Raw genomic sequence first — 25,231 nt, forward strand, 5'->3', positions numbered from 1 at the left:
TCGCTATCAGAAACTGGATGTAGTCTTCATCTGTGACTTTCGGTGGGTTCATAACCTTCCTTATCGCTCTTTATCAACCAACTGCGTAACTCCTAAATTTTTGAGTGGATCGGACCAAGCGATCACAGCGCCGTTACTTCCAGCACAAGCGGTGGCATCCCAACCCGCTTGATGATAACCTTATGCTTTAATATGAAACTGGCTTCCATAAGCATCGCGCCCGACCAAAACTTTCTGCGGACCGTACCAAAATGGTACCGTTTGATGGCTTCTCAACCCCAACGCACTCCACACCACAGGGGATTTAATCGATGGCAATTGCTCACGACGGTAAAAACCGGACCAACAACGCCAAACTACTGCAATGGGTAGATGAAATCGCTGCCCTGACCCAGCCCGACCGTGTTCAATGGTGCGACGGCTCGGACGCGGAAAACCAGAAGCTGTGTGACGAAATGGTGGCCGCTGGCACGTTCACCAAACTGAATCAGGCCAAGCGCCCCAATTCCTATCTTGCCCGCTCCCATCCGTCCGATGTGGCGCGCGTCGAAGACCGCACCTTCATCTGCTCGGAGAAAAAGGAAGACGCCGGCCCGACCAACAATTGGGCGCCCCCGGCCGAAATGCGCGCGCAGCTCAAAGAGCAGTTCAAAGGCTGTATGCGCGGCCGCACCATGTATGTGATTCCGTTCAGCATGGGGCCGATTGGCAGCCCAATTGCCCAGATCGGCATTGAAATCACCGACTCGGCTTACGTGGTCGTCAACATGCGCATCATGACCCGCATGGGTCAGAAAGTGCTCGACACCCTGGGCAGCGACGGCTTCTTCATCCCCTGCGTCCATTCGGTCGGCGCACCGTTGACCCCCGGTCAGAAAGACGTGCCGTGGCCGTGTGAGCCGGACATCAGCCGTAAGGCCATTGTCCATTATCCCGAAACCCGCGAAATCTGGTCGTATGGCTCCGGCTACGGCGGCAATGCCCTGCTCGGCAAGAAGTGCCTGGCGCTGCGCATCGCTTCGGCGATGGCCCGCGACGAAGGCTGGCTGGCCGAACACATGCTGATCCTCGGTCTGGAATCGCCCAAGGGCGATAAGACCTACGTCGCGGCGGCCTTCCCCAGCGCCTGCGGCAAAACCAACCTGGCCATGATCGTGCCGCCCAAGGGCTTTGGCAACTGGAAGGCGCTGACCGTCGGCGATGACATCGCTTGGATCAAGCCGCGCCCGGATGGCACCCTGCGCGCCATTAACCCGGAAGCCGGCTTCTTCGGCGTTGCGCCGGGCACCTCGTATGATTCCAACCCGATGGCGATGGAATCGATCAAGGCCAACACCATTTTCACCAACGTCGTGCTGACTGACGATGGCGATGTGTGGTGGGAAGGGATGGGCGTCGAGCCACCGAAGCACGGCATCGACTGGCAGGGCAATGACTGGACGCCGGACGCTGGGCGGGTCGGTGCCCACGCCAACTCGCGCTTCACCGCGCCCGCCTCGCAATGCCCGACCATCGATCCGGCCTGGGAAGATCCCGCTGGCGTGCCGATTTCGGCCTTCATCTTTGGCGGTCGTCTGTCCAAGACCTTCCCGCTGGTTTATCAGGCTTATGACTGGAATCACGGCGTGTTCATGGCGGCGACCATGGGTTCGGAAGCCACCGCCGCCGCGATTGGCGTCACCGGCATCCGCCGCGATCCATTCGCCATGCTGCCGTTCTGCGGCTACAACATGGCGTCCTATTGGAACCACTGGGTCAACATGGGCAAGAAGTCTGGCCTGAAATTGCCTCAGATTTTCCGCACCAACTGGTTCCGCAAGGATGCCAATGGCAAATTCGCCTGGCCCGGCTATGGCCAGAATATGCGGGTTCTCAAGTGGATCGTGGAGCGCGTCAACGGTCAGGTCGGTGCTGTGGAAAGCCCGTTTGGGTTGATGCCGCGCTACGAGGATCTGGACCTTCAAGGTTTAGATTTCACGAAGGAGCAGTTCGCGGCCATTACCAACATCAGCCGCGCCGAGGCGGCCGCCGAAGTCGAGGAAATCAAGGGCTTCTTCGAGAAGTTCGGTCAGACTCTGCCGCCGGAACTGGAAGGGCAACGCCAGGAATTTGGCAAGCGCGTCGAGAAAGCGCCGGAAGTATGGAAGGTGGTTGAATCCGCCTAAGCGCAATCGCCAGCGCGGTCTTTGTGGGCCGCGCCGGACATCAGGTTGAACAGAAAAGCCGACGCGAGTCGGCTTTTTTTGATGGGCGCATTTTTAGGATGTTTGAAAAACTGCCTCCATCACCTGCAACGCGAAGCGCGCTGAAACCGTGGCCGGGCCGCCGTCCATCTCAATGCCGACTTCCACCGCTTCCAGCACCTCGTCGTAGCTCGCCCCCGCCTTGGCCGCTTGTTCAATGTGCCACTGCATACAGGATTCGCAGTTGATCTGTACCGAAATCCCAATAGCAATCAATTCCTTGATCTTTTTAGGCAACGCACCATCGGTGTAAGCCGCGTGCTCCATTGATAAAAAAGCATTGTAAACCTTAGATTTTTTCTCGATCAGGGTCTGATGCGCCCATTGCCGGGTTTGCGAAATTTCGCTCAATTTGTCCTGAGCCATCACTTACTCCTTTGCAAGAAACGCCTGAAGCGCGGGCACCACATCTTCCGGTTTTTCCTCTGGCAAAAAGTGGCCGCAATCCAATGCTTGGCCTTCTACCTGTTCGGCGTATTGTCGCCAAACCGCAAGCACGTCATAGGTGCGATGGACAAAGCCTTTTGCCCCCCACAGCACCAGCAGCGGACAACGGATTTTCTGACCGAGGCTAGCTTCGTCGTGCTCTAAATCAATGCTGGCTGCCGCCCGGTAATCATCGCAGGATGCCCGAATGGTTTCGGGATTGCTGAAACAGCGGATGTATTCCGACATCGCTTGCGGGGCAAATTGGGCGTCTGGCGCGCTCCAACGCTTGAGCTTCTCCATTAAATAATACGCTGGATTGGTGCCGATCAGCTTTTCCGGCAACCCATTGGGCTGGATCAGAAAAAACCAGTGGTAGTAACCAGTGGCAAGCGCCTGATCGGTATGCTTGAACATGTGATAGGTCGGCACGATATCCATGATGCAGACTTTCTTGACCCGATCTGGATAATCCAGCGCCAGCCGATGCGCGACCCTGGCCCCGCGATCATGCCCAACCACGCTAAATTCCCGATAACCGAAATAGTCCATCAGCTCGACCATATCCTGCGCCATCGCCCGCTTGGAATAAAACCGGTGATCGGGTGTACTTTTGGGCTTGGCACTGTCGCCATAGCCGCGCAAATCCGGGCAAAGCACACGAAACTGGCTGGTGAACTGCGATGCGACCTGATGCCACATCATGTGGGTCTGCGGATAGCCGTGCAAAAACAGCAACGGCTGACCGGAACCGCCGTGTTCCATAAAGATGGCGGCCCCTTTAGTGCTGATTTGGATTTTGTTGAATTCCTTGCTGAGCATAGCTGTCAACTCATGCCGTGATCTCAAGGCGATTGCCATCCGGGTCGAGAATCACACTTTCGTAGTAACCATCGCCCGTGTGGCGCGGCCCATCGAGAATTGGAAATCCATCGTCCTTAAGACGTTGAGTCAGAGTATCGACTTGCTGCTCCGAGCCGACGGCAATCGCCAGATGGGTGAAGCCCATCCGCTGCGCGCCCGCCTCGATCACCACCGGCGCAAGTGTCGTTGTCTTCATCGCCTCGATTCGCGCACCATCCGTGAAGCTGAGAAAGCAGGATTCAAAACCTTTGGCCGGATTGGCATAGTGCGCGCCCGCCACTGCGCCAAAGTAGGTGCTATAGAATTGCTTGCACCGATCCAGATCGGTCGTCCACAGCGCGATATGTTCGATGCGCATATTCAAGCCCTATATCCAACCGGCCGCTATACGCAGACAGTTATTTCTTGGCAATCAACTCAATCGGATAACCGTCGGGATCTTCGATAAAGGAAATAATGGTCGTGCCCGCATTCATTGGCCCGGCCTCGCGCAAGATTTTACCGCCCCGATTTTTCACCTCTGCTGTGGCCTGGTAAACATCATCAACTTCCAGGGCGATATGACCGTAGGCGGTGCCCATCTCGTAGCGATCCACACCCCAATTGTAGGTCAGTTCGATGACGCTGTGATTCGATTCATCGCCGTAGCCGAGAAAGGCCAAGGTGAATTTGCCGTCGGGGTAGTCCTTGCGACGTAACAGTTTCATCCCCAGGATTTCGGTATAAAACTGGATCGAGCGATCCAGATCGCCGGTTCTCAACATGGTGTGCAGAATACGCATCTTCATAGTCCTCTGCTTACAGGCTATTGGCAACCGGCGCAACCGTTTCTGATGACGCCGGGTTTTATCTCAGCGCCGTCCCTTCAGTGCGGCGATCCGCATCCGCAGCGCATTCAGTTTGATAAAACCACCGGCGTCCTTTTGATCATACGCACCCGCATCGTCCTCGAAGGTGGCGATGTTCATATCGAACAGGCTGTCGTCGGACTTGCGACCGGCGATGATGACGTTGCCCTTGTACAGCTTCACCCGCACCACACCATTGACCGGCGCTTGTGAGGTATCGATCATCGTCTGCAACAGCTTGCGTTCAGGGCTCCACCAGTAGCCGTTATAGACCAGCGCGGCGTAACGCGGCATCAGATCGTCCTTGAGGTGGGCGACTTCCCGATCCAAAGTCAGCGACTCCATCGCCCGATGGGCTTTTAGCATGATGGTGCCACCGGGGGTCTCGTAGCAGCCGCGCGATTTCATGCCGACATAGCGGTTTTCCACGATGTCGGCCCGGCCGATGCCATGTTCGCCACCCAGTTGGTTGAGCCGGGTCAGTACGGCGGCGGGCGTCAGCGCCTCGCCGTCGATAGCGACAATATCACCGTTGCGGTAGCTCAGTTCGATCACCCGCGGTTGATTCGGCGCTTGCTCCGGCGACACCGACCAGCGCCACATCGCTTCATCCGGCTCGCTCCACGGGTCTTCCATCACCCCGCCTTCGTAGGAAATGTGCAGCAGGTTCGCGTCCATCGAATACGGCGATTTGGCGCCGCGCTTCATTTCGACCGGAATGCCGTGCTGTTCGGCGTAGGCCAGCAGCTTTTCCCGCGAGAGCAAATCCCACTCCCGCCACGGGGCGATGATCTTGATATCGGGCTTCAGGGCATACGCGCCCAGCTCGAAGCGCACCTGATCGTTGCCCTTGCCGGTCGCGCCGTGCGAGACCGCATCCGCGCCGGTCTGCACCGCAATTTCGATCTGGCGCTTGGCGATCAGCGGCCGGGCGATGGAGGTGCCGAGCAGATATTCCCCTTCGTAGATGGCGTTGGCCCGGAACATGGGGAACACGAAATCGCGCACGAACTCCTCGCGCAGGTCTTCGATGAAGATATTTTCCGGCTTGATGCCGAATTTCAGCGCTTTCCCCCGCGCCGGTTCCAGCTCCTCGCCCTGGCCCAGATCGGCGGTGAAGGTCACGATCTCGCAGTGGTACACGTCCTGCAACCATTTCAGGATGACCGAGGTATCCAGGCCGCCCGAATAGGCCAGCACGACTTTTTTGACATCAGACATAACATTCCCCATGCGCGAATAACGGTTCATAGCTCACATATATCAAAAGCGGCCCGGATCATCCCGCCGATCCAGGCCGCCGTAAACCGTTAGCTTAAGGGTTTAAGTTGAAGGGTCAAGGCGAAAGCATAAATTCAGGCCCGCCGCAAATGACCCTTTTTGTTGAACACCCCTGCCCGCTCCATTACAGTCAGGTCAGCTATACCACAACGGGAGAGAGCGATCGTGACGGCCCTTCCTGAAATCACCAGTTGTGAAAGTTGTAACGCCTCAGTACGAGTCAAATGGATGGAAGAAGAAATTTGTCCGGGGGGTTTCTTCGGTATCGCCGCCTGCGAAAAATGCGGTTTTGTGCGGCTGGCGGTGGCGGCGGAGAACGCCGAGGATTTGGAGCGGTGCCGGTCTATGGTGCGGTTCGCCTTCGGGGCCGATAGTGTCGTGCTGTATGCGGATGAAAAGTAAACCGCTCTTTAGCGGCCGATGTAAGCCGGCGTCCGTTTATCGAGAAAAGCCCGCGTCCCGATCCTGAAATCCTCGCTGGCGGCCACCAGTCCGAAATAATCCGCGCCCAGCATGGCAGATTCTTCCAGCGACAGATTTAAGCCCCGATGCAGCGCTTCCCAGGTCAGCCGCACTGCCGTAGGTGATTGCGCCAGAATATCGCGGGCCAGCGCTTCCGTCGTGGCCAATAAGTCAGCCGCTGCCACCACCTCGCTCACCAGCCCGATTCGCAGCGCCTCCTCGGCATCCACGATCCGGCCCCGCACCAACAATTCGGCGGCGCGACCACGCCCGACCAGACGCGGCAGGCGGGTGGTTCCACCAAAGCCAGCGACCGCGCCAATTTTGACTTCAGGATGACCGAAGCGGGCGGTGCTGACCGCGACCCGCAGCCAGCAGGATTCGGCCAATTCCAAACCGCCGCCGAGCGCATAACCGTTGATGGCGGCGATCACCGGTTTACCCAGCGTTTCAATCTGCTGGTTGACCGCGATCCCCTGCTGTGCAAATTCCCGCACGGCCAGCGGCGATGCCTGATGCAAATAGGCGATGTCAGCCCCGGCGCAAAAGGCTTTCTCGCCGCTGCCGGTGATGATGACGGCTTTCACCGCCTCATCCGCCTGAATCTGCGTAAGCCGCATGGCCAACTGTTGCAACAGCTCCTGATTTAAGGCATTCAGCGCCGCCGGACGGTTGAGAGTAAGCCAGGCGATGCCAGCGGTTTGTTGATACAGCACAGGATCGGTCGAGGACATAAGCGCTCCGGGTCAATGTGGCCAGTGGAAAGGGGATGAAACCGCAGCCAGCTTAGCGTTTTGCCCCGCGCTGAATGATGAGAAATCGGCCGATTCCCATGCGCCGCACGCATGTCAAACGCCCGCCGCCGCCGTCGCGCGCGCCGCCGCCAGAATCCACTCGCCGACCTTGCGGACGTCATCGCGCGGCTCAGCGTCGGCCCAGAGCAGCCAATAAGAAAACCCGGTATCCGCCAGCCGGTGCGGCGCGGTGAGAACCTGCAAGCGCCCTTGCGCCAACAGGGGTTGAATCAATTCCAGGCGGCCGATGGCGATCCCCTGACCACTGGCCGCCGCCTGCATCAATTGATCATATTGGTTAAAGCGTTGCATACCACGCGGCCTGGGGTTTTCCCAACCCATCGCCCGTAGCCATTCGCTCCATTGCAAGCCGGGCAGGCGCGGTTCGTCGTATTCCAACAAATATTCACCCGTCAGATCGGCGGCCGAACGCAGGTGCTGCTTGCCGAGCGCGGGATGCGCCACGGGAACCACGGTTTCCCCAAACAACCAAATCGCCCCTTCCGGCGCGGCGGCGCGCGAACAGTAGCGAATGGCCAGATCGATACTTTCGGCGTTGAGATCGAGTAAGCGATTGTCGGCGGCGAGGCGAATTTCGATGCCGGGATGCGTCTGCTGAAACGCGGTCAGACGCGGTAACAGCCACAACCCGGCCACGCCGACGCTGGCGGTGATAGTGACCGGCTGTCGCCGCCCGCGCCCGACGCTGAGCGCTCCCAACACCTCCTGCAACTGGTGGACGATGCCATCGGCGCAGCGGTAGAGACGTTCACCGGCGGGGGTGAAGGCAATGGCGCGATGGCCACGCACCAGCAGCTTGACCCCCAGCGCTTCTTCCAACGCCTTGATTTGCCGACTGACCGCCGATTGGGTCAGGCACAGATCATCCGCCGCCTGGGTGATGCTCATGCGCCGCCCGACCGCGACGAAACCGCGCAGCAAATCCAGCGAGGGCAGACGCGCCAGCGGTAACGGCATCTTAGCTACTCTCGCGAGAGTGTTTGCCACACATTGCCGGGGACGACCAGCCGACCATCACGCTTCGCCTTCCCAATAATCGACCGCATCCGCGCAACGGCCGATGTGGGAGAAGGTCCGTAGCGCCTTATCCCCGCCCGGTGCCGCACCCGCCATAACGAAAAATTTGCCGGAATCGGGATACAGGCCGATGTCCGGCTGTTCCATGGTCGAGATACACCAATAGCTGAGCGGCTGCGTGGAACGGTTGATGACTTCGTGCGCGGCTTCCATCCCACCCGGCGGCAAGGCCACCACATCGCCCGCCCGCAGCGGCTGCTCGCCGTCACTGAGCCTCAGAATGCCTTCGCCCGCAATCACGATGATCATTTCTTCGTTGACTACATGGGCATGAAATGGCCAGGCGCTTTTGCCGGGCGGCACCACGGTCAACCGACAACCGAGCTTGCGCGCGTCGGTGCGGGGTCCGATCTGGGCCATGTCCGCCGCGAACCGCTCGCCGTGGCGCTGGGTCTGTAATTCCCGCTCCAAATCCACCTTATTGATGATCCGCTGCATTTCAATCTCTCCGGTTGAGTGGATGAGGCATTGATTTAAAACCAACCCGCAGTCATGCACAAACGAACAATTAGCCGGGTTCACATGCGTGGGGCGCATGTCAGCATGAAAACATTGCGGTTGAGCGCACCGACTCCGGCGCCGTTCAATGGCGCGAGCAACGCTTGTTCTCAACCCTGGCCGCAGTCCCAGCCCACGGAGAGATCACCATGATCCAGACTGAAACCCCGTTCAAGCTGTACGCCGATCCGCGTTCGGGCAACTGCTTCAAAGTCTGGTTGCTGCTGGGCTTGCTGGAGCTGCCCTTTCAGTGGGTCTCGGTCGATATTCTCAAGCGGGAAAGCCACACCCGCGAATTTCTGGCGATGAACCCGCAAGGGATGGTGCCGGTCTTGCAGTTGGATTCCGGCGCGGCGCTGGCCGAATCAAACGCGATTCTTTGCTATCTCGCGCAACGGAGTCTTTGTCTGTGGCCGCACGAGCCGTTAAGCCAGGCGACAGTATTGCAATGGCTGTTCTTCGAGCAGAACAACCATGAACCCTATCTGGCGGGGGTGCAATTCATGACCCGTTATCTGGGCCGCTCACTGGACGACCCGGATATTATGGAACGTATTAAACGCGGTTATCGGGCGCTTTCGGTAATGGAGCAACGGCTGGCGAAACACGCTTATCTGGCGGGTGAGACCCTGACGATTGCCGATATTGCCCTGTACGCCTACACCCACACCGCGCCCGATGCGGGCTTCGATCTGGGGCGATTTCCCGGCGTTCGCGCCTGGCTGGCGCGGCTGGAAGCGCGGCCCCGCTGGCTGACGATGGCGGCGCTGGCGGCCTCTCACGGCTCCCTGTTGCACTGGAGCCAGCGCGTATTGCATGGCGTATGATTTCTGCCATTCCGTCAATACCAGATGCTTCCCATCAATCCTTGAAGGAAAAAACCCATGAACCAAACCTCTGTTCATATCGTCGCCCGCGTCACCGCCAAGCCGGATCGCGTCGCGGAACTGCGTGCGGTACTTGAAACACTGCTGACGCCAACCCGCCAGGAAGCCGGTTGCCGCCGCTACATCCTGCTGCAAAATCAGCAGGAGCCGACCGGTTTCACCTTCGTTGAAGAATGGGTCGATGCCGCCGCCATCGACAACCACATGAAATCCGCTCACCTGCAACAGGCGTTTGCGCAAGCGGCCGGATTGCTGGCCGCCCGACCGGATATTCAACGCTATGATTTAATCGGCTAGCCTGAGATCGAAAACCGCAGGTCGCTGATAGGCGTATCCCGCTACAATACATGCGGAATACGCCATATCACTCTGCGGATTAGCTGTTCGGTATCAAACTCATCGCCAGCGTGTAGTGGCACCGTTTCGTAGAGACTTTGATCATGCCATGACCACCCGCTGGAACCCGCTTTCGCCTTCGCAATTTCCCTGGGAGCAGGACGCGCTCGATTTCATCCGGCAGGCGCTGCCGGATCGGGAACCGTTCCGGGCCTACAGCAATTTCGAGTTCATCGCCGACGACGGCAGCCCCAACGAAGTCGATGTGCTGGTGATCGCTCGCTACGGCCTGTTTCTGGTGGAGATCAAAAGTCGTCCCGGCGAAGTCGGCGGCGATACCCACACCTGGATTTGGCGCGATGGCAGCCGGACCTATTTCGATGACAATCCGCTCTTATTGGCCAATCGTAAGGCGAAAAAACTGGCGTCGCTGCTGGGCAGGCAAACCGCCCTCAAGAAACAGCGCGCGCCCTACATTCAACCGCTGATCTTCCTGTCCGATCCCGCCCAGCGCTGCAAATTGACCGGGCCGGCGCGCGCCAACGTGCATCTGCGGGCCGATCTGGCCGACCGGCTGTTTGCCGAAACCACCCCGTTTGCCAGCGCGCAGCCGATCAACCGGGAATGGGCCGCCGCCATTCACCGGGCGCTGGAGGCCGTCGGCATCCGTCCGCCACAGCGCAGTCGGCGGGTTGGTGACTACGAACTGGAAACGGTGCTGGCCGAGACCGATTTCTATCAGGACTGGCTGGCCCATCACGTTTCCCTCACCCACATACGGCGGCGGGTGCGGCTGTACACCGCCCACCGCACCCTGAGCCAGGAACAGCGCCGCTGGCTGGTCGATGCCGCACGGCGTGAATTCGAGTTGCTCGAAGGCATCCGCCATCCCGGCATTCTGCGGGCGGCGGATTTTATCGACAGCGAACACGGCCCGGCGCTGGTGTTCGATTACGATGAGCAGTTGCAGCGACTCGACCGTTTTATGCACGCCCAGGGTGATCGCCTCGATGTGTGGCAACGCTTGAAGCTGGTGCGGGCGATTGCCGAAACCCTGGATGCCGCCCATCGCCACCGGCTGTATCATCGCGGACTTTCCCCGCAAACCATCCTGCTGCGCCCCCAGTCCAGCGCCTTCGAGGTCACACTATTCGATTGGCAGATTGCCACCCGGCGACTGGACAGCGAGCAGGAAACCACCGGGCTGCTTCCGGCCGAATTGGTGGCCGAACGCGATGCGCGGGCACCGTATCTGGCCCCGGAAGCGCGAATTGCCCCGCGTCCCGATCCGATCAAGCTGGATGTGTTTGCGCTCGGTGCGATTGCCTATTTCGTATTGACCGGCCAACCGCCCGCCAGCGATGGCGACGATCTGGCGGCCCGCTGCGAACAAGGCCCCGGCTTGCTGTTGTCGGCGGCGCTCAACGGCTGCCTGAGCGAAGTGGAAGAACTGGTGCAGTTCGCCACCTGGCCAGCGGCGGACGACCGTTTAGCCGCCGTTACCGAATTTCTGGCGGCGCTCGATAAAGCCGAGGAGGCGCTGGAAGAGGCGCTGACCGCGCCGCCCGCGCCGCTGGTTTCGCCACTGGAGGCCAATGCCGGCCATGAATTGGCCGGTTTTGAAGTGATCCGGCGTTTGGGCAAGGGCGGCACCAGTCTAGCGCTGGCGGTGCGGCGCAAAACTGCGGGCGAGCCACGGCATGGCGTGCTCAAGATCGCGCTGCAAGCCGATTACAACGAGCGGCTGCGACGGGAAGCGGACGCGCTGGCCCGTCTGCAACCGCACCATCATATCGTGCAATGTCACCAGCGCCTCGACATTGCCGGGCTGGCGGCGCTGTTTCTGTCATCGGCGGGCGAGGAGACGCTGGCCGAGCGGTTGCGACAGGAGGGCCGCCTGGGGCTGGATTTGCTGCAACGCTTCGGTGAGGAATTGCTGGCGGTGGTGGATTATCTGGAGCAGGAAGGCGTGCCGCACCGCGATATTAAACCGGACAATATCGGCATCCGGCCGGGTGCGGGCAAGCGGCTGACCCTGACCTTGTTCGATTTTTCGCTGGCGGGGATTGCGGCGAACGATTTGAGCGCTGGCACCCGCAGCTATCTCGACCCGTTTTTGCGCAAGCGTGGCCGGTGGGACGGTTACGCCGAGCGCTACGCCTGTGCGCTGACCTTGCATGAAATGGCGACCGGGGCCTTGCCGGTCTGGGGTGATGGCAGCGCCGATCCGGCGACGCTGAAAAGCGAAATCACCCTGGATTCCGAACGCTTCGACGCCGTCATCCGCCAACCAGCGCTGGCGTTCTTCAGCAAGGCACTGGCGCGTGATCACCGCCATCGATTCGACAACGCCGCCCAGATGCTCCACGCCTGGCGGCAGGTGTTCACCGATGTGGGGCGACCCATCACCACCCACCCCCCGCAAACCCAACTGGCGCTGGTGGATGCGACCGGCGAACCGATCTCCGGGTTGCCGCCCCGCCTGACCCCGGACACGCCGCTGGAATTCCTGGCGCTCGACGCCCGCCATCTGGAATTGATCGACGAAAAAATTGGCCGTGAGCAACTGGCCACCGCCGGTGATTTGGCCAATTTTCCCCGGAATCGGCTGTATCGTCATCGCGGCATCGCTTTGGCGGTCGCCCGCGAACTGCATCAAATCGCCGACAAGCTGCGCCAGCAATTCGGTGGTAGTCCGGCCAGAGACGAAGCGACCGCCGATAGCCCGTTTGCCCGCTTGTCGGTGGATGCGGCCGTGGCGTTGCTGACGCCGAAGAAAAGCGATGAGGCCCGCTGGCAGGCGCTGCGTCGCTGGCTGGGCTTGCTGGAGGAGGATGGGGCGACGCTGGCGGCAGCGGACGGGCAGGCGTTATTGGAGCGGATCAGCCGCCAACCGGAAATCACCCATCTGCGGGAAGACGTGGCGCTGGTGCTGAGCGGTCTGGGCGGCATCGCCACGGTGGAGGAAATCGCTCAGGCGCTTCTGGCGCGACGGGGCAGTGTGCGCACCGGCGAAACCCGTCAGCGGGAGGCGCTGGCGCTGAGTCGGGCGGTGCTGGCCGCCGAACAGCTCCGGCAAACCGCCCGCTGGCAGATCGTGGCGCGGCACGGGGTGATCCGGCCTTCGCTCGACGCGCCGCACCGCGATGATTTGGTGGTGGCGCTGGTGACGCTGGCGGCGGGTGACGCCGGTTCCCAAACGGCGCTGAATCGACCGGAAGCCCGCGCCCATTACGCGACGCTGTTGGGTGAGGCGGCGGATCGCCTGGCTGATCTCGACCCGCTGCCTTCGCCGCAACAGGTGGCGGAGGTGTTGGCGCGTCTCGAACCGCCGGATGGCGTCAGCCTGACTCTGGAGCGGGCGATTCGCTTGGCGGCGGCCTGTGCGCGGCGGGCGGCGCTGTCGTCGCGGCTGGAATTTTATCCCGGTGGCCTGTCGGCGGCGCGGGCGGTCAAGCTGGCGGCCAGTTCCCTGATCGGCCTGCCGCAATTCGATTTGGAGACCTTGCGACGGCGGATTTATGCCCGTTATCCCAAGGCCGCGCCGTTGCCGTCCCCGACCGAACTGGAACGCCTGCTCCAGGAGGCGGGCTTGCAGGTGGTTTGGGAGAGCACTCGCCGGGCGTTTGTGGTGCGCTTCCCGGACGGGCTGCGGGCCGGAACCAGCCAGAGCGTGAGCTTCACCACCACCGGCCGCCAACGCCTGGCGACCGACCCGGAAACCGAGGCGGCTTTGCAGCTTGAGCGGCGGATTCAACGCGCTTTGCAGGCGGGGAAATTGCTGACGCTTTCGGTGGATTTGCGCGATTTGGCCCATGCCCAGCGCGAATTGAGCCAGCGTTTTTCGTTGCCGGTGATTGATTTCGATGAGGTGGTTTTGCGCCAGCTTGAGGCGCAAGCCCGCGCCTGGGAGGTGGATTGGTCGGTGTTGCTGGCGGCGGATGCCGCGCCGGCCGGTTCGGTGGATGCCCAGAATTTTGCGACGGTGCTGCATGAAGTATGGCCGAAGGTCGAGGCGGAACTGTTGCAGGGCGAGCAACCGGCATTGTTGGTGAATCTGGGGTTGGTGGCGCGTTGGCGGCGGATGGAGTTGTTCGCCACCTTGGCGGATGCTTGTCTGCACCGTCAGCGCCCGCCGTTGATCGTGTTGATGGCCAGTCGTTTAACGCCTGACAATTGCCCGATGCTGGACGGCCAGGCGGTGCCGGTGGCGATCAATACCACCGATTACGGCTGGATTCCGCGTGCCTGGCTGGAAAACGCGCATGGTGCGCTGGCCCGGTCTTGACGGCTGGCTCATGGCGTTTCACCGACATCGGTCAGGACTGCCTCGATAATCGTGGTGCCGATGTAATAACCGGCTGGTCGTAACCGTTCGAGCACCGGACGGGCGGCGGGAATTAACCCGCGCAATTTAGCCAATCCAATCACGGCGGCTGTACCAATGATTGACACGCCTTGCGCCCGCGCTTCCGCACGACCGGCGCGGTCGTCAATAACCAATAGGCACCCTGGTGATTGCAGGGCTGCCGCAATGGAACTGCGCTCGCCCGGCCCAAGCCCAGGATTCAGCGGTTGCCAAGCGATGGTTGGCGCATCGATACACCGCACCCAGCCGGCGGCAAACGCGGCGGCGAGATCGGCTTTACCTGGGTAATCCGCTTTCGGTAGCGCCTCGGCCTGGACTTCGAGCGTGACGCAGACCTGATCGAATACGCCATGCAAGAGTTCGAGTTCTCCGATGCGGGATAGCGCGATCAGCGGCCCGGCGTCAGCGATGATGAGGTCTGATCGAGCCATTGTCGGGCGGTGCGCATATCGTCGTGGGCTTCGGGGGCATTGCCGGTAAGCGGGATGCCGAGACTCGATAGCAGCGCGAGCATGTCAGGCAACGGCTTATCGGCCATTCGTGCGGCAAAGCCCGCAGTGATGGCCCCGTTCCGAAACAGTGAGACCGCCAGCGCCACGCGCACGGCGTCAGGATCGGGCAAGCCCAGCTTTTCCAGGCTGACCAACACGGCTTCGGGATGATCGCGGTTCATGACCACCACCATATCGTCTTCCCTGGCTCCCCGTAATGCGGTGGAAGGGTTACTTTTGAGCTGGCGGATATTGACGACCTGCATGATGTTCTCCTTTAATGTAGGAACATTATAAGACGAAAGAGTGGATCTCTCTATGCTTGACCGCCTCAAGCTACTTGCCGGCCTCAAGCCCCTGGTTCGCGCCCTGGAAGCCGATTTGCGCGATGGTTTCAAGAAAGCGGGGGATTATCGGCAACGCTTGCAAACCGATTGGGAGGCGGCGCGGGCGGCGGGTCGTACCGCCGAAGCCCTGGAAATCTGGGCCGAGGCGCAGTTTACCCAGTCGGCGGTGGCGTGGGTTTTGGCCTGTTTGTTCGTGCGCTTTTGCGAGGATAACGGTTTGTTGGATGCGCCGCTGATCGCTGGAACCGATGATCTGGGGCCATCGGCGGCGATGCGGCAGGAAGCGTTTTACCTGAAAAATCCCACCGCGTCGGATAACGATTATCTGCGCGACGTGTTCGCCACCGCCGCTCAATATCCCGGTCTGGATGATGTGCTTCGCGTTCAGCACAGTTTGCTGGATGCGCCGGTCTCCGCTGATTCAGGCAAGCAATTGGTGCGTTTTTTTCGAGCGACTAACCCGGACAGAGGCACGCTAATTTTCAGTTTTTTTGATGCTGGTTTAAACACTCGCTTTCTTAGTAATTTTCCGACTGATCGAAAAGAGTGGAGCAGCCGCTTTTTAGGCGACTTGTATCAAGATTTATCCCAAGAAGCGCGTGAGCGCTTTGCGCTGTTGCAGACGCCGGAGTTTGTCGAGTCCTTCATTCTGGATCGAACGCTGAAGCCAGCACTCGATAGTTACGTGCTGGACGATGTGGATGTGATTGATCCCACTTGCGGATCGGGGCACTTCCTGTTGGGCGCGTTCGAGCGGCTGGCCCCGCTGTGGCTGCGCCAGCAACCAGATAGCGTGAACGTGGCTTTGCAAGCGGCGCTTGACCGCATCAGGGGCATTGACCTCAATCCGTTTTCAGTGGCCATTACCCGGTTTCGGCTGCTGATCGCCGCGATCAAGTGGGGACAAGTGCACACGCTGCGGCTGGCCCCAACGTTTCATTTTCATATCGAAATCGGTGACAGCTTGCTGCATGGTTTCGATCAGAAGGACTATCTACGCGGTCAATCAACACTCGATCTGGATACACCGCAGGAGAATTTGGAGGGAGATCATGTCTATGGCCATGCTTACGCCACGGAGAATTTTGAAGCGGTTAACGAGATTCTGGCTCGCAAGTACACGGTGGTGGTGGGCAATCCGCCGTACATTACGGTGAAGGATGCGGCGATTTCCAAGCTTTATCGTGACCGATTCAGCAGTTGCAGCGGAAAATATGCGCTGGTTGCGCCGTTTTGCGAGCGATTCTGGGCGTTGGCCAAGCCTTCCGATCACACCCAGCGCGGAGGTTTTGTTGGCTTGATTGTCGCTAATTCCTTCATGAAGCGGGAATTTGGCAAGAAGCTGGTCGAGGCATTTTTTCCCAAAATCGACCTGACCCACCTCATTGACACATCGGGCGCGTACATCCCTGGCCACGGTACGCCGACGGTGATTTTGTTCGGGCGCAACCGTCAGCCAATGAATTCCACGGTGCGGGCCGTCATGGGCATCAAAGGCGAACCGGCAACGCCCACCGACCCCGCTCAAGGCATTGTCTGGCAAGCGATTCTAAATCAGATGGATCTGCGGGATTCCGAATCGGAATGGGTCAGCGTGGCGGATATTCCACGAGCAACGCTGGCAAAACATCCGTGGAGTATCGGCGGGGGTGGGGCGGCGGAGTTGAAGGAGACGATTGAGGCTGCCGCCGATCAGGTTTTAATGAACATCGCTGAATCCATCGGCATCACATCGTTCACACTCGAAGATAACGTTTACGTTCAAGACAGCGTTTTTTGGCAACGCCGTGATGTGCCTCCTCAAATACTGCGCGCCTTAGTCGTTGGTGATGAAATCCGCGATTGGTTCGGCAGCTACAGCGCAGTGGCTATATTTCCTTATGATGCTGGCTATAACCCTATTGCGCTGGATTCTGAACAAACCGCATACCGCTTTATGTGGACGTATCGGACTGGGCTTAGCAATAGCAAGATGTTTGGCGGCCAAACAAAAGTGGAATCAGGCTTACAATGGTTTGAATACGGCAGGCTGACAGCAAGCAAACTTCGCACTCCATTAACCATCACCTTCGCCTTCGTCGCTACTCACAACCATTTTGTGTTGGATCGAGGCGGTAAGGTTTTCAAGCAATCCGCACCTGTCATCAAATTGCCTGCCGATGCCACCGAAGACGACCATCTTGGCTTGTTGGGATTACTGAATTCATCAACGGCTTGTTTCTGGCTCAAGCAGGTCTGCTTTCCGAAGGATCGCAAAAGCGGTTGGGATGAACGATCTGAATACGATGCTTCCAAAGCCAGCCAATTCCCCCTTCCCGAACACCGCCCCCTCGCTCTCGCCCGCACCCTCGACGACCTCGCCCGCCAACGCGCCGCGCATCTTCCCGCCGCTCTGTTCGCCCAAACCGTACCCACCCGCACCGAACTGGACGCCGCCCGCGCCGCCGCCGAATCCTTCCGCAACCGCATGATCGCCTGGCAGGAAGAACTGGATTGGCAGGTTTATCCGTGGTACGGCGTCTGGGACGAAACCCTCTGCCACGACGGCGAACCGCCGGAAATCCGCTTCGGCGAACGGGCGTTTGAAATCGTACTGGCCCAGCAATGCGCCGCTGGCAAAACCGCGACTACCTGGTTCGAGCGCCACAACGCGCAACCCGTCACCGCCGTTCCCGCGCACTGGCCCGCCGCTTATCAGGCAGTGGTCGAGCGCCGCATCGACGCCATTCGCCGTTCCCGCGATCTCGCCCTGATCGAACGGCCCGAATGCAAACGCCGCTGGTCGCAAACCGACTGGAACACGCTGGAACGCGCCGCGCTGGAAAACTGGCTGCTCGACCGGCTGGAAGCCGCCGACCTCTGGCCGCGTGATGCCCACCCCGCCCCCAAATTGCGCTCGGCCCGCGAACTGGCGGACGCTGTGGCGGGCGATGAAAACGCCCGGCGGGCGCTGGACTTATACGCCGGTAGCGGCAGCGACGCTCACGCCACCGTTATCGCCCTGGTTCAACAGGCCAGCGTCCCCTACCTGGACGCCCTGCGCTACAGCGACAGCGGCTTGCGCAAGCGGGCGATCTGGCAACAGGTTTGGGATTTGCAGCGGCGCGAAGACGCCATTGACGCCGCCGCCACCCAAGAATTGGCCGGTCAGCCTGCCGCCGCCATCCAGCAGGAACAAGCCGCCCGCAAGGCCGCGGCCATCGGCGCCATCCCGGTTCCACCCAAATACAAACCGGAAGACTTCCGCGATGGCGGCTATTGGAAACTGCGCGGCGCGTTGGACGTACCCAAAGAACGCTTTGTCCGCTTTCCCGGCCTGGAACGCGCCAGCGACGCCAACAGCCCGATGCTGCTGTGGGCGGGCTACGACGCCAAAGCACGGGCGCTGGCGCTAGCCGGCACTCTCTACGAACTCCTGCACCGCGAAGGCGCGGACACCGCCCGTTTCACGCCCCTGCTGGCCGGTCTGGACGAAACCCTGCCGTGGGTGCAGCAATGGCATCCCGAAATCGACGACGACCTTGGCATGAGCACCGGCGATTATCTGCAAGGGCTGCTCGATAGCCAATTGGCCCAACACGGCCTGACCGTGACCGACCTCCGCCACTGGCGACCGCCCGCACCCGTGGGCCGGAAAAGGCGCTGACCGTGCTGATGGCCTGGTGCTATCATGCCGCATGACTTGGAGCGGTGGAGGGTGTAGCAATGGCGGCAATCGTCAAAACCGTCGGGCAAAGCGGGCAAATCGCGCTGGGCAAAGCCTACGCCGGTCGGCATGTGCTGGTCGATGAACTGGAACCGGGCGTCTGGCTGGTCAAACTGGGGGAATTTATTCCCGACAATGAACGGTGGCTGCACACGCCGGAGGCCAAGGCCGATCTCGACGAAGCGGTGGCCTGGGCCGAAACTCACCCGGCGGCGGCCACCGACCTCGACGCACTCGAAAGCCGCCTGCCATGAAGCGGGCTGCGGAAGATGCCGATACCATTCGGCTCGATCTGAACAACCCCGTGTTTCAACGGCAGCTTTTCGCTCTGGAAAAGGCGCAACAGACCAGCGTACTGGCGACCTTGCGCAAACTGCTTGATCTGCGCTGGCCGCAACTCTACCGGGATGCAGGCTTGAAGTGGGAAGCGATCCATTCCCGCACCGGGCCGGGCGGGCAGCGACTCTATAGCCTGCGCATCAGCCACGGATTTCGAGCCGTCGCCTATCGTGATGCTGGCGGCTGGCTGCGCCTGCTGTCCTTGCATCCCGATCACGATTCGGCGTATCGCTAACACACAACGCGGCTGACGCGGCCCGGTCAAAGGAAAACCACCCCATGCCCACCCTCCGCGACATTTTCGACCTGCCTGAACACGTCGGCGCGGGCGATTTCGTGCTGAAACTCACGGATGGCCTCAACGTCCCGGCGGAAACCGTCCGCCAGTACGTCGTCACCCCGCAACTGCTGAAATGCTTCGATCAGGCCCTTGGCGTGGTCAAAAGCGCCCTCGACGCCCGCACCAGCAAGGGCGCCTATCTGCACGGCAGCTTCGGTTCCGGCAAAAGCCATTTCATGGCCATGCTGTCGCTGCTGCTGCGCAACGACCCGACCGCTCGCGGCAAACCCGAACTGGCGGCGGTGGTGTCCAAACACAACGCCTGGACGCGGGATAAAAAATTTCTGGTCGTTCCGTATCACCTGCAAGGCGCACAATCGCTGGAAGCGGCGCTGTTCGGCGGTTACGCCCAGTATGTCGCCACACGGCATCCCACCGCGCCGACGCCGGGTTTCTACCAGCGGGAGGGCATTTTCGCCGATGCGCAAACGCTGCGGGCGCGGATGGGCGATGAGGCGTTTTTGCAAGCACTCAACGACGCCGATGGCGACCCGCAACCGACCGGCTCCAAACCGACCGGCTCCAAATGGGGCCAGCTTGCCCACCAATGGACGGCGGCGCGCTTCGAGGCGGGACTGGTCGCGCCCCCCGGCAGCAGCGACCGCTTCCGGCTGGTCGATGCGCTGACTCGCGCCTTCTTCACCACCCAAAAGCAGCTATCCGCTTCCGAGCAGGAACTCTACACCTCGCTCGACGATGGCCTGTCCGCCATGTCGCACCACGCCCAGCAGTTGGGCTATGACGGCATCGTGCTGTTTCTGGATGAATTTATCCTGTGGCTGGCCAGCCGGGCGGCGGATACCGCCTGGATTGCCCGCGAAGGCCAGAAAGTCGCCAAACTGGTGGAATCGGGCAACGCCGACCGACCGGTGCCCATCATCAGCTTCATGGCCCGCCAGCGTGATTTGCGCGAACTGGTCGGCCAGCATTTGCCGGGCGTGGAGCAACTGTCCTTTGCCGACACCCTGCAATGGTGGGAAGCCCGCTTCGACCGGGTGAATCTGGAAGATCGCAACCTGCCGGAAATCGCCAAAAAACGGCTGTTGCGGCCGCGTGGCCCCGCTGAAGAGCAACACCTGAAAAGCGCGATTGACAAGCTGCTCGGCCAGCAGCCGGAAGTGGTGCAAACCCTGCTCACCCGCGAAGGCGACCAGCAGATGTTGCGCGATCTGTATCCCTTCACCCCGGCGCTGGTGCAAACCCTGATCGCGGTGTCCTCGCTGCTGCAACGCGAACGCACCGCCCTGAAGTTGATGCTGCAAATGCTGGTGGAGCGGGCGGATCGCCTGGAAATCGGCGAGGTGATTCCGGTGGGCGATTTGTTCGACGTGATCGCCAGCGGTGACGAACCGTTCACCCACGGCATCAAGTTATTCTTCGAGCAGGCCCGGCAATTGTGGCGACGCCGCTTGCTGCCGCTGCTGGAAGATCAGCACGGCATCACCTGGAGCGAGGCCGAAGCCGGAGCAAGCGACCCGAAAAAAGCCGCCGCCCTGCGCAATGACGCCCGCCTGCTCAAAACCCTGGTGCTGGCCTCGCTCGCCCCCGAAGTGGAAGCGCTGAAACACCTCACCCCCACCAAACTGGCCGCGCTGAACCACGGCACCATCCGCACGCCAGTGCCCGGCAGCGAAGGCATCGCGGTGTTGACCAAGCTCAAGCGCTGGGCCGGTCAGGCCGGTGAAATCAAAATCGCCGACGATTCGCCCAATCCGAGCGTGGCGCTGGAAATCGCTCAGGTGGATACCGACACCATTCTGGCCAACGCGCTGTCCTTCGACACTCAGGGCAACCGGCAAGCCGAAGTCCGGCAACTGCTTCTGGAAGGGCTGGAGTTGACCGAAGTGGTGTCCAGCCTGCTGCCGCCGGAACTGGATCTCGTTTGGCGCGGTTCGCGGCGCAAGGCGGAAATCCTGTTCGGCAACGTCCGCGAACAGTCCTTCGATACCCTGAAAGGCCGGGAAGGCATCTGGCGGATTCTGGTGGATTTTCCCTTCGATCAGCCTCCGCACGGCCCCCAGGACGATGTGGCCAGGCTCAACAGCTTTCTCGATGAAGGCCATATCGGCCGTTCGTTGGTCTGGCTGCCGTCGTTTCTGTCGCCCAATGCGCAGGATCAATTGGGCCGGTTGGTGGTGCTGCAATTCGTGTTGCGCGGCAGTCATCTCGATCAATACGCCGCGCACCTGTCGCAGGTGGATCGGGAACAGGCCCGGATGCTGTTGACTAATCAGCGCGACCAACTGCGCCAGTTCATGCGCAATGCGCTGGTCACCGCTTACGGCCTTAACCACCTGGCCGACGAGGCGCTCGATTCCACCCAAACGCTGGAGGAGCATTTTTACCGGCTCGATCCGTCGTTAACGATTCGCCCGCCGGTGGCCGCGACCTTCAAGGACGCCTTCAGCAAACTGCTGGAACAGGCGCTGGATTACGAATTTCCGGCCCATCCGCGCTTCGACCTTGAACCGCGTCCCATCGCCGTCAAACGGCTGGCCGAGGTGCTGGCGCAGGCGGCGCAACAGCCCGGCGGGCGGGTGGAGTTGGAAGCGACGTTGCGCGACGACGCCCGGCGCATCGCCCCGAAGCTGGAACTGGCCGAAGTGGGCGAAGCCGCTTTGCAATTGCGCGATGACTGGTCGCAACACTTCGCCCGTTGTCTGGCGCGGCAGTCCGGCCACGATCCCACCGTCGCCGAACTGCGCCGCTGGCTGGATCAACCCGAACGGCGCGGCCTGCGCGAAGATTTGCAGGATTTGGTGATTCTGACCTGGCTGGCCCGGACCAACCGCTCGCTGTACCGTTTTGGCCAGTTGTTCCGGGGCGGCGTCGGTCAGCTACCGGATGACTGCGAAGCGCGGGAGCAGCCTTTGCCGGACGCCGCCGACTGGGAAAAGGCGGTGACGCTGGGCGGCGAGTTGCTCGATCCGCTGGTGGCGGGGCTGTACCGTTCGGCCCCCGGCTTGGCGCAGTTCGCCCAGGCCGCCCGCAAACGAATCAAGGACAGCGGCCCACTGCTGGCCGCTTATCTGCGGCTCATCGATCAATTGTTGGCGCTGACCCACGCCGAGTCTTTACTGCCGCAGCAAGCGGCGCTGCGCAAAGGTGCGGCGACGCACTTGCGGGACTGGTTCGCCGCGCTGGAAGCCGCGACTGCGGAATTCGATCTGATCACCCTGAGCGCCCGGCTGGATTTGGCAGCCGAGCTACTGGCCGAAGCCAAAGCGGTGTTCGGCGCGCTCCACGAACTGGCCCGCGCTGATTTGCGGCCTTCGTTGATCCAGCATGTGCAGGTCATCGCCGAGGGTGGCGGTGAATTCGCCTCACCCGCCAGCGGCATTCTGGCCTCTCTCGCCCAGGCGGCGTTGCGCTATGAATATGTGGACGGCCTGTTAGCGGCGCTCGCCCGCTTCGAGCAGGAAGCCAACCAATTGCTGGCGGCTATTGCCCGCCGACAAGCGCCGCCCTCGACGGAGGTCGCCGCACACCCGATCCACGTCCCAGTCCAGCCTGGCACAGCACCGGCGCGGTGCATCGACCAGCGGGGTCTGGAAAAAACGGCGGCGCTGGCGGCGCTGGCGGAGGCGCGGGCGCTGCTCGAAAGCCTGAACAATACCGCCCGCGTCGATATGACCATCGTTATTCGGGACGCGGAATGAAGGTTCCAGCCTATCAATTGGCCCTGCAAGCCCAACAGGCGCATCAGGCTGACCCGGCGGCGCGATTTGTTTTGCTGCGGCTGGCCGCCGACGCCTTCGACGGGGCGGCGGTGGACATCGACGCAGAACCCTGGCCGGTGGTCGTCTGCGCGTCGCCGCTGGCGGTGCGCGAGGCGATGCGTCGGTACGCTACTGGCGCCACGCCCGCCGTGCTGCTGTTCGCCGGTACGGAAGAGGATCTCGGTCACGATGTGCTGGCCCGTTGCGCCAAACGGCGGCTGTTCGCCCACGATCTCTGGCAGACCGTGCTGGCGCTGTTTCGCGCCGCTTCGCTCGACCCCCGGCTGACCCGCCAGCGCTGGCTGGCGGAACTGTTGCTGCGCTTTCTGCCAGCGGAGGGTTACTTGCCGGTTCGTTCACTGGCGCTGGATCAGGAGCGGGTCTGGCAAGAGTTGTTTCAGGTGGTGCTGGGCTTTACCGCCTATCCACCGACCGCGCCCGACCTGCTGGCATGGGCCAGCACGCCACGGCTGCGCGAGCGTTTCGAGGCACTGCCGGTTGAAGCGCGGGCAGGGATTGGCGGGCATTTCCAGGAACGTCTGGGCGATGTGGGGGGCGTGGTGCTGGCGGCGATTGCGGCGGGTCAGGCCGATGATCTGCTGGCGGCGGGCCTGCTGTGTGAAGCGCTCGACGACCGCGAGCCGACCTTGACGGCGGCGACCGCCAAAATCACGGCGCGACTGGAAATTTTATTCGGGGGGATTTCGCTATCCGCCCGCACATTGCAACACTGGGCCAGTGCGGCGCGCGATGGGTTCGAGCGGGCCACTGGCAACGACCGCCAGCCGTCGCTCAGCCGTTATGAAGCGCTCGTAACCCGCTTGAAGGCGGAACCGTTGGCGGTACGCGCCCGGTACGGTCAGGCGGCGCTGGCTGAGAAAATCCGCAGTTTCGCCGGGGCGCTCAACGAGTCGGACGGGTCTGCGGCCCGGCGTTGGCTTGCTGGCTTGCTAGCGCATCAGGGGCCGACGCTGGATGAGCGGGTTGTGCTGCGCTGCCAGATGGCGGTGCGGCTGGTCGGCTGGCTGGCGCAGCCGACTGACGCGGCAACGCCCTCGTTGACGGCGCTCGCCACCCGGTATCGCCACGACCTCGCCTGGGTGGACTGGGCGCGGAACGTGCTGCTGGAGGGGGATGATTCGGCGGAACTGGCCGGGGCCTATGCCCGACTTCGGGACTGCGTGCGCCAGCGGCGCGAGGCGTTCGACCGCAGTTTTGCCGAAGCCCTGGCGACGGGCATCCCGGATGGCGTGGCCCTGATCCCCATCGAAGCGGCGCTGGCCCGCGCTGTCGTTCCGGTGGCGGCGGCCAGTCGAATCCTGCTGATCGTGGTGGACGGCATGAGCATTGCCGTGTTTCTGGAACTGCATCAGAGCCTGAAGCAACACGGCTGGTCGCCATGCCAACGGACGCCAGGAACCGGCGCAACGCTGCTGGCCATGCTGCCGTCCACCACCGAAGCCTCACGCACTTCCCTGTTCTGCGGGCGACCGTGCACGGGTTCCGCCGCCACCGAACACGCCGAATTCAAACGCTTTCCGGCGCTGGTTACGCCGTCGGTGGCTGGCAAACCGCCGCTGCTGTTTCACAAAAAGGATTTGCTGGATCGCTCAGGCGTCGCGCTGGCCGATGATCTGCGGGCGGCGCTAAACGATACCCGGCAACGGGTCGTCGCGGTGGTCATCAATGCGGTGGACGATCACCTGATGAAAGCCGATCAGCTCCGGTTGCGCTGGACTATTGCCCAGTTCAAGGGGCTGGATGCCTTATTGGCGGAGGCGCGTTCGTCCGAACGCACGGTGATTTTGAGCAGCGACCACGGCCATCTTCTGGATCAGGATACCGAGTTGCGCGCCTCCAGCCCCAGCACCCGCTGGCGCGAACCGAGCCTGGAGTCCTATCCTGGTGAAATCAAGCTTGGCGGTGCCCGCATCAAAGCGGCCTGTGGTCTGGATGAAGTGGTGCTGGCCTGGAGCGAGCGGCTGCGCTACGCCAGCAAGCGCAACGGCTATCACGGCGGCTGTTCCCCGCAGGAAGCGCTGGTGCCTGTCGCCAGCTATCGGCATGGCCCCAGGATGGATGAGGGCTGGTATGGCAGTGACGAAGCACCACCGATTTGGTGGCGAATTTAGCGGTGTCGATTTGCAATCATTGGGCTACTCTAATGACCGTATGCTGATACG

General features: G+C 61.4%; 20 protein-coding genes. 10 read left to right on the forward strand and 10 right to left on the reverse strand.

Annotated features, from left to right (window positions below):
* Nucleotides 1-311 precede the first annotated feature (311 nt).
* Entirely contained in the window at nt 312-2,165 is a 1,854-nt protein-coding gene (locus tag BN873_RS04895; RefSeq protein WP_048671229.1) for a phosphoenolpyruvate carboxykinase (GTP), read from the forward strand.
* A gap of 93 nt (nt 2,166-2,258) precedes the next feature.
* Here BN873_RS04895 and BN873_RS04900 read toward each other — a convergent pair whose 3' ends face one another.
* The 5 genes from BN873_RS04900 to BN873_RS04920 all read right to left on the reverse strand — a co-directional run bounded on the left by BN873_RS04900 (nt 2,259) and on the right by BN873_RS04920 (nt 5,602).
* A complete protein-coding gene (locus BN873_RS04900; RefSeq protein ID WP_048671230.1) occupies nt 2,259-2,609 on the reverse strand; it encodes a carboxymuconolactone decarboxylase family protein in 351 nt (116 codons plus the stop codon).
* A 3-nt stretch (nt 2,610-2,612) separates the two neighbouring features.
* Nucleotides 2,613-3,491, reverse strand: a complete 879-nt coding sequence (locus tag BN873_RS04905) for an alpha/beta fold hydrolase (RefSeq protein WP_048671231.1) — start codon at nt 3,489-3,491, stop codon at nt 2,613-2,615.
* A 10-nt stretch (nt 3,492-3,501) separates the two neighbouring features.
* Nucleotides 3,502-3,891: a VOC family protein gene (locus BN873_RS04910; protein ID WP_048671233.1), complete on the reverse strand. Its 390-nt coding sequence runs from the start codon at nt 3,889-3,891 to the stop codon at nt 3,502-3,504.
* Nucleotides 3,892-3,931: 40 nt separating this feature from the next.
* Nucleotides 3,932-4,315 (reverse strand): lactoylglutathione lyase, encoded by a 384-nt coding sequence (gene gloA / locus BN873_RS04915; protein ID WP_048671623.1) that lies wholly within the window; start codon nt 4,313-4,315, stop codon nt 3,932-3,934.
* A 69-nt stretch (nt 4,316-4,384) separates the two neighbouring features.
* On the reverse strand, nt 4,385-5,602 hold the full coding sequence (locus BN873_RS04920; protein ID WP_048671235.1) for an argininosuccinate synthase: 1,218 nt from the start codon (nt 5,600-5,602) through the stop codon (nt 4,385-4,387).
* 288 nt (nt 5,603-5,890) lie between these two features.
* On the opposite strand from BN873_RS04920, the gene BN873_RS20315 reads away from it, so the two are divergent.
* Nucleotides 5,891-6,064, forward strand: a complete 174-nt coding sequence (locus tag BN873_RS20315) for a hypothetical protein (RefSeq protein WP_171820417.1) — start codon at nt 5,891-5,893, stop codon at nt 6,062-6,064.
* Between the two features lie 8 nt (nt 6,065-6,072).
* Here the strand turns inward: BN873_RS20315 and BN873_RS04925 are convergent, their stop codons facing one another.
* The 3 genes from BN873_RS04925 to BN873_RS04935 form a co-directional block, all read right to left on the reverse strand.
* Complete coding sequence (locus BN873_RS04925; protein ID WP_048671237.1) at nt 6,073-6,858, reverse strand: enoyl-CoA hydratase/isomerase family protein; 786 nt, start codon at nt 6,856-6,858, stop codon at nt 6,073-6,075.
* Nucleotides 6,859-6,972: 114 nt separating this feature from the next.
* Nucleotides 6,973-7,896: a LysR substrate-binding domain-containing protein gene (locus tag BN873_RS04930; protein ID WP_048671239.1), complete on the reverse strand. Its 924-nt coding sequence runs from the start codon at nt 7,894-7,896 to the stop codon at nt 6,973-6,975.
* Nucleotides 7,897-7,953: 57 nt separating this feature from the next.
* Complete coding sequence (locus tag BN873_RS04935; RefSeq protein WP_048671240.1) at nt 7,954-8,454, reverse strand: cupin domain-containing protein; 501 nt, start codon at nt 8,452-8,454, stop codon at nt 7,954-7,956.
* Nucleotides 8,455-8,663: 209 nt separating this feature from the next.
* Here BN873_RS04935 and BN873_RS04940 point away from each other — a divergent pair, with 209 nt between their 5' ends.
* From BN873_RS04940 to pglW, 3 genes are all read left to right on the forward strand, one after another.
* On the forward strand, nt 8,664-9,341 hold the full coding sequence (locus BN873_RS04940; RefSeq protein ID WP_048671243.1) for a glutathione S-transferase family protein: 678 nt from the start codon (nt 8,664-8,666) through the stop codon (nt 9,339-9,341).
* 57 nt (nt 9,342-9,398) lie between these two features.
* On the forward strand, nt 9,399-9,698 hold the full coding sequence (locus BN873_RS04945) for a putative quinol monooxygenase (protein ID WP_048671245.1): 300 nt from the start codon (nt 9,399-9,401) through the stop codon (nt 9,696-9,698).
* A gap of 148 nt (nt 9,699-9,846) precedes the next feature.
* Nucleotides 9,847-14,025, forward strand: coding sequence for a BREX system serine/threonine kinase PglW (pglW, locus tag BN873_RS04950; RefSeq protein WP_048671248.1), 4,179 nt, complete (start codon nt 9,847-9,849; stop codon nt 14,023-14,025).
* Between the two features lie 8 nt (nt 14,026-14,033).
* Here the strand turns inward: pglW and BN873_RS04955 are convergent, their stop codons facing one another.
* Nucleotides 14,034-14,537 carry a PIN domain-containing protein gene (locus BN873_RS04955; protein ID WP_048671250.1) on the reverse strand — a complete coding sequence of 168 codons (504 nt, stop codon included), beginning with the start codon at nt 14,535-14,537 and terminating at the stop codon, nt 14,034-14,036.
* Entirely contained in the window at nt 14,495-14,863 is a 369-nt protein-coding gene (locus tag BN873_RS04960; RefSeq protein ID WP_048671254.1) for a UPF0175 family protein, read from the reverse strand. The genes BN873_RS04955 and BN873_RS04960 overlap by 43 nt, the downstream gene beginning before the upstream one ends.
* Before the next feature lie 52 nt (nt 14,864-14,915).
* Between BN873_RS04960 and pglX the strand changes: the two genes are divergently transcribed.
* Genes pglX through pglZ form a run of 5 tightly spaced genes read left to right on the forward strand, consistent with a single transcriptional unit; the run spans nt 14,916 to nt 25,180 of the window.
* Nucleotides 14,916-18,590, forward strand: a complete 3,675-nt coding sequence (pglX, locus tag BN873_RS04965; RefSeq protein ID WP_048671256.1) for a BREX-2 system adenine-specific DNA-methyltransferase PglX — start codon at nt 14,916-14,918, stop codon at nt 18,588-18,590.
* Between the two features lie 59 nt (nt 18,591-18,649).
* Nucleotides 18,650-18,904: a hypothetical protein gene (locus BN873_RS04970; RefSeq protein WP_048671258.1), complete on the forward strand. Its 255-nt coding sequence runs from the start codon at nt 18,650-18,652 to the stop codon at nt 18,902-18,904.
* Nucleotides 18,901-19,224 (forward strand): hypothetical protein, encoded by a 324-nt coding sequence (locus BN873_RS04975; protein ID WP_048671260.1) that lies wholly within the window; start codon nt 18,901-18,903, stop codon nt 19,222-19,224. Before BN873_RS04970 ends, BN873_RS04975 begins: the two co-directional genes overlap by 4 nt.
* Nucleotides 19,225-19,268: 44 nt before the next feature.
* Nucleotides 19,269-22,988, forward strand: coding sequence for a BREX-2 system ATPase PglY family protein (locus BN873_RS04980; RefSeq protein ID WP_048671262.1), 3,720 nt, complete (start codon nt 19,269-19,271; stop codon nt 22,986-22,988).
* Nucleotides 22,985-25,180 carry a BREX-2 system phosphatase PglZ gene (gene pglZ, locus BN873_RS04985; RefSeq protein ID WP_048671263.1) on the forward strand — a complete coding sequence of 732 codons (2,196 nt, stop codon included), beginning with the start codon at nt 22,985-22,987 and terminating at the stop codon, nt 25,178-25,180. Before BN873_RS04980 ends, pglZ begins: the two co-directional genes overlap by 4 nt.
* Nucleotides 25,181-25,231 lie beyond the last annotated feature (51 nt).

The sequence above is a fragment of the Candidatus Competibacter denitrificans Run_A_D11 genome (assembly GCF_001051235.1).
Classification (GTDB): Bacteria; Pseudomonadota; Gammaproteobacteria; order Competibacterales; family Competibacteraceae; genus Competibacter_A; species Competibacter_A denitrificans.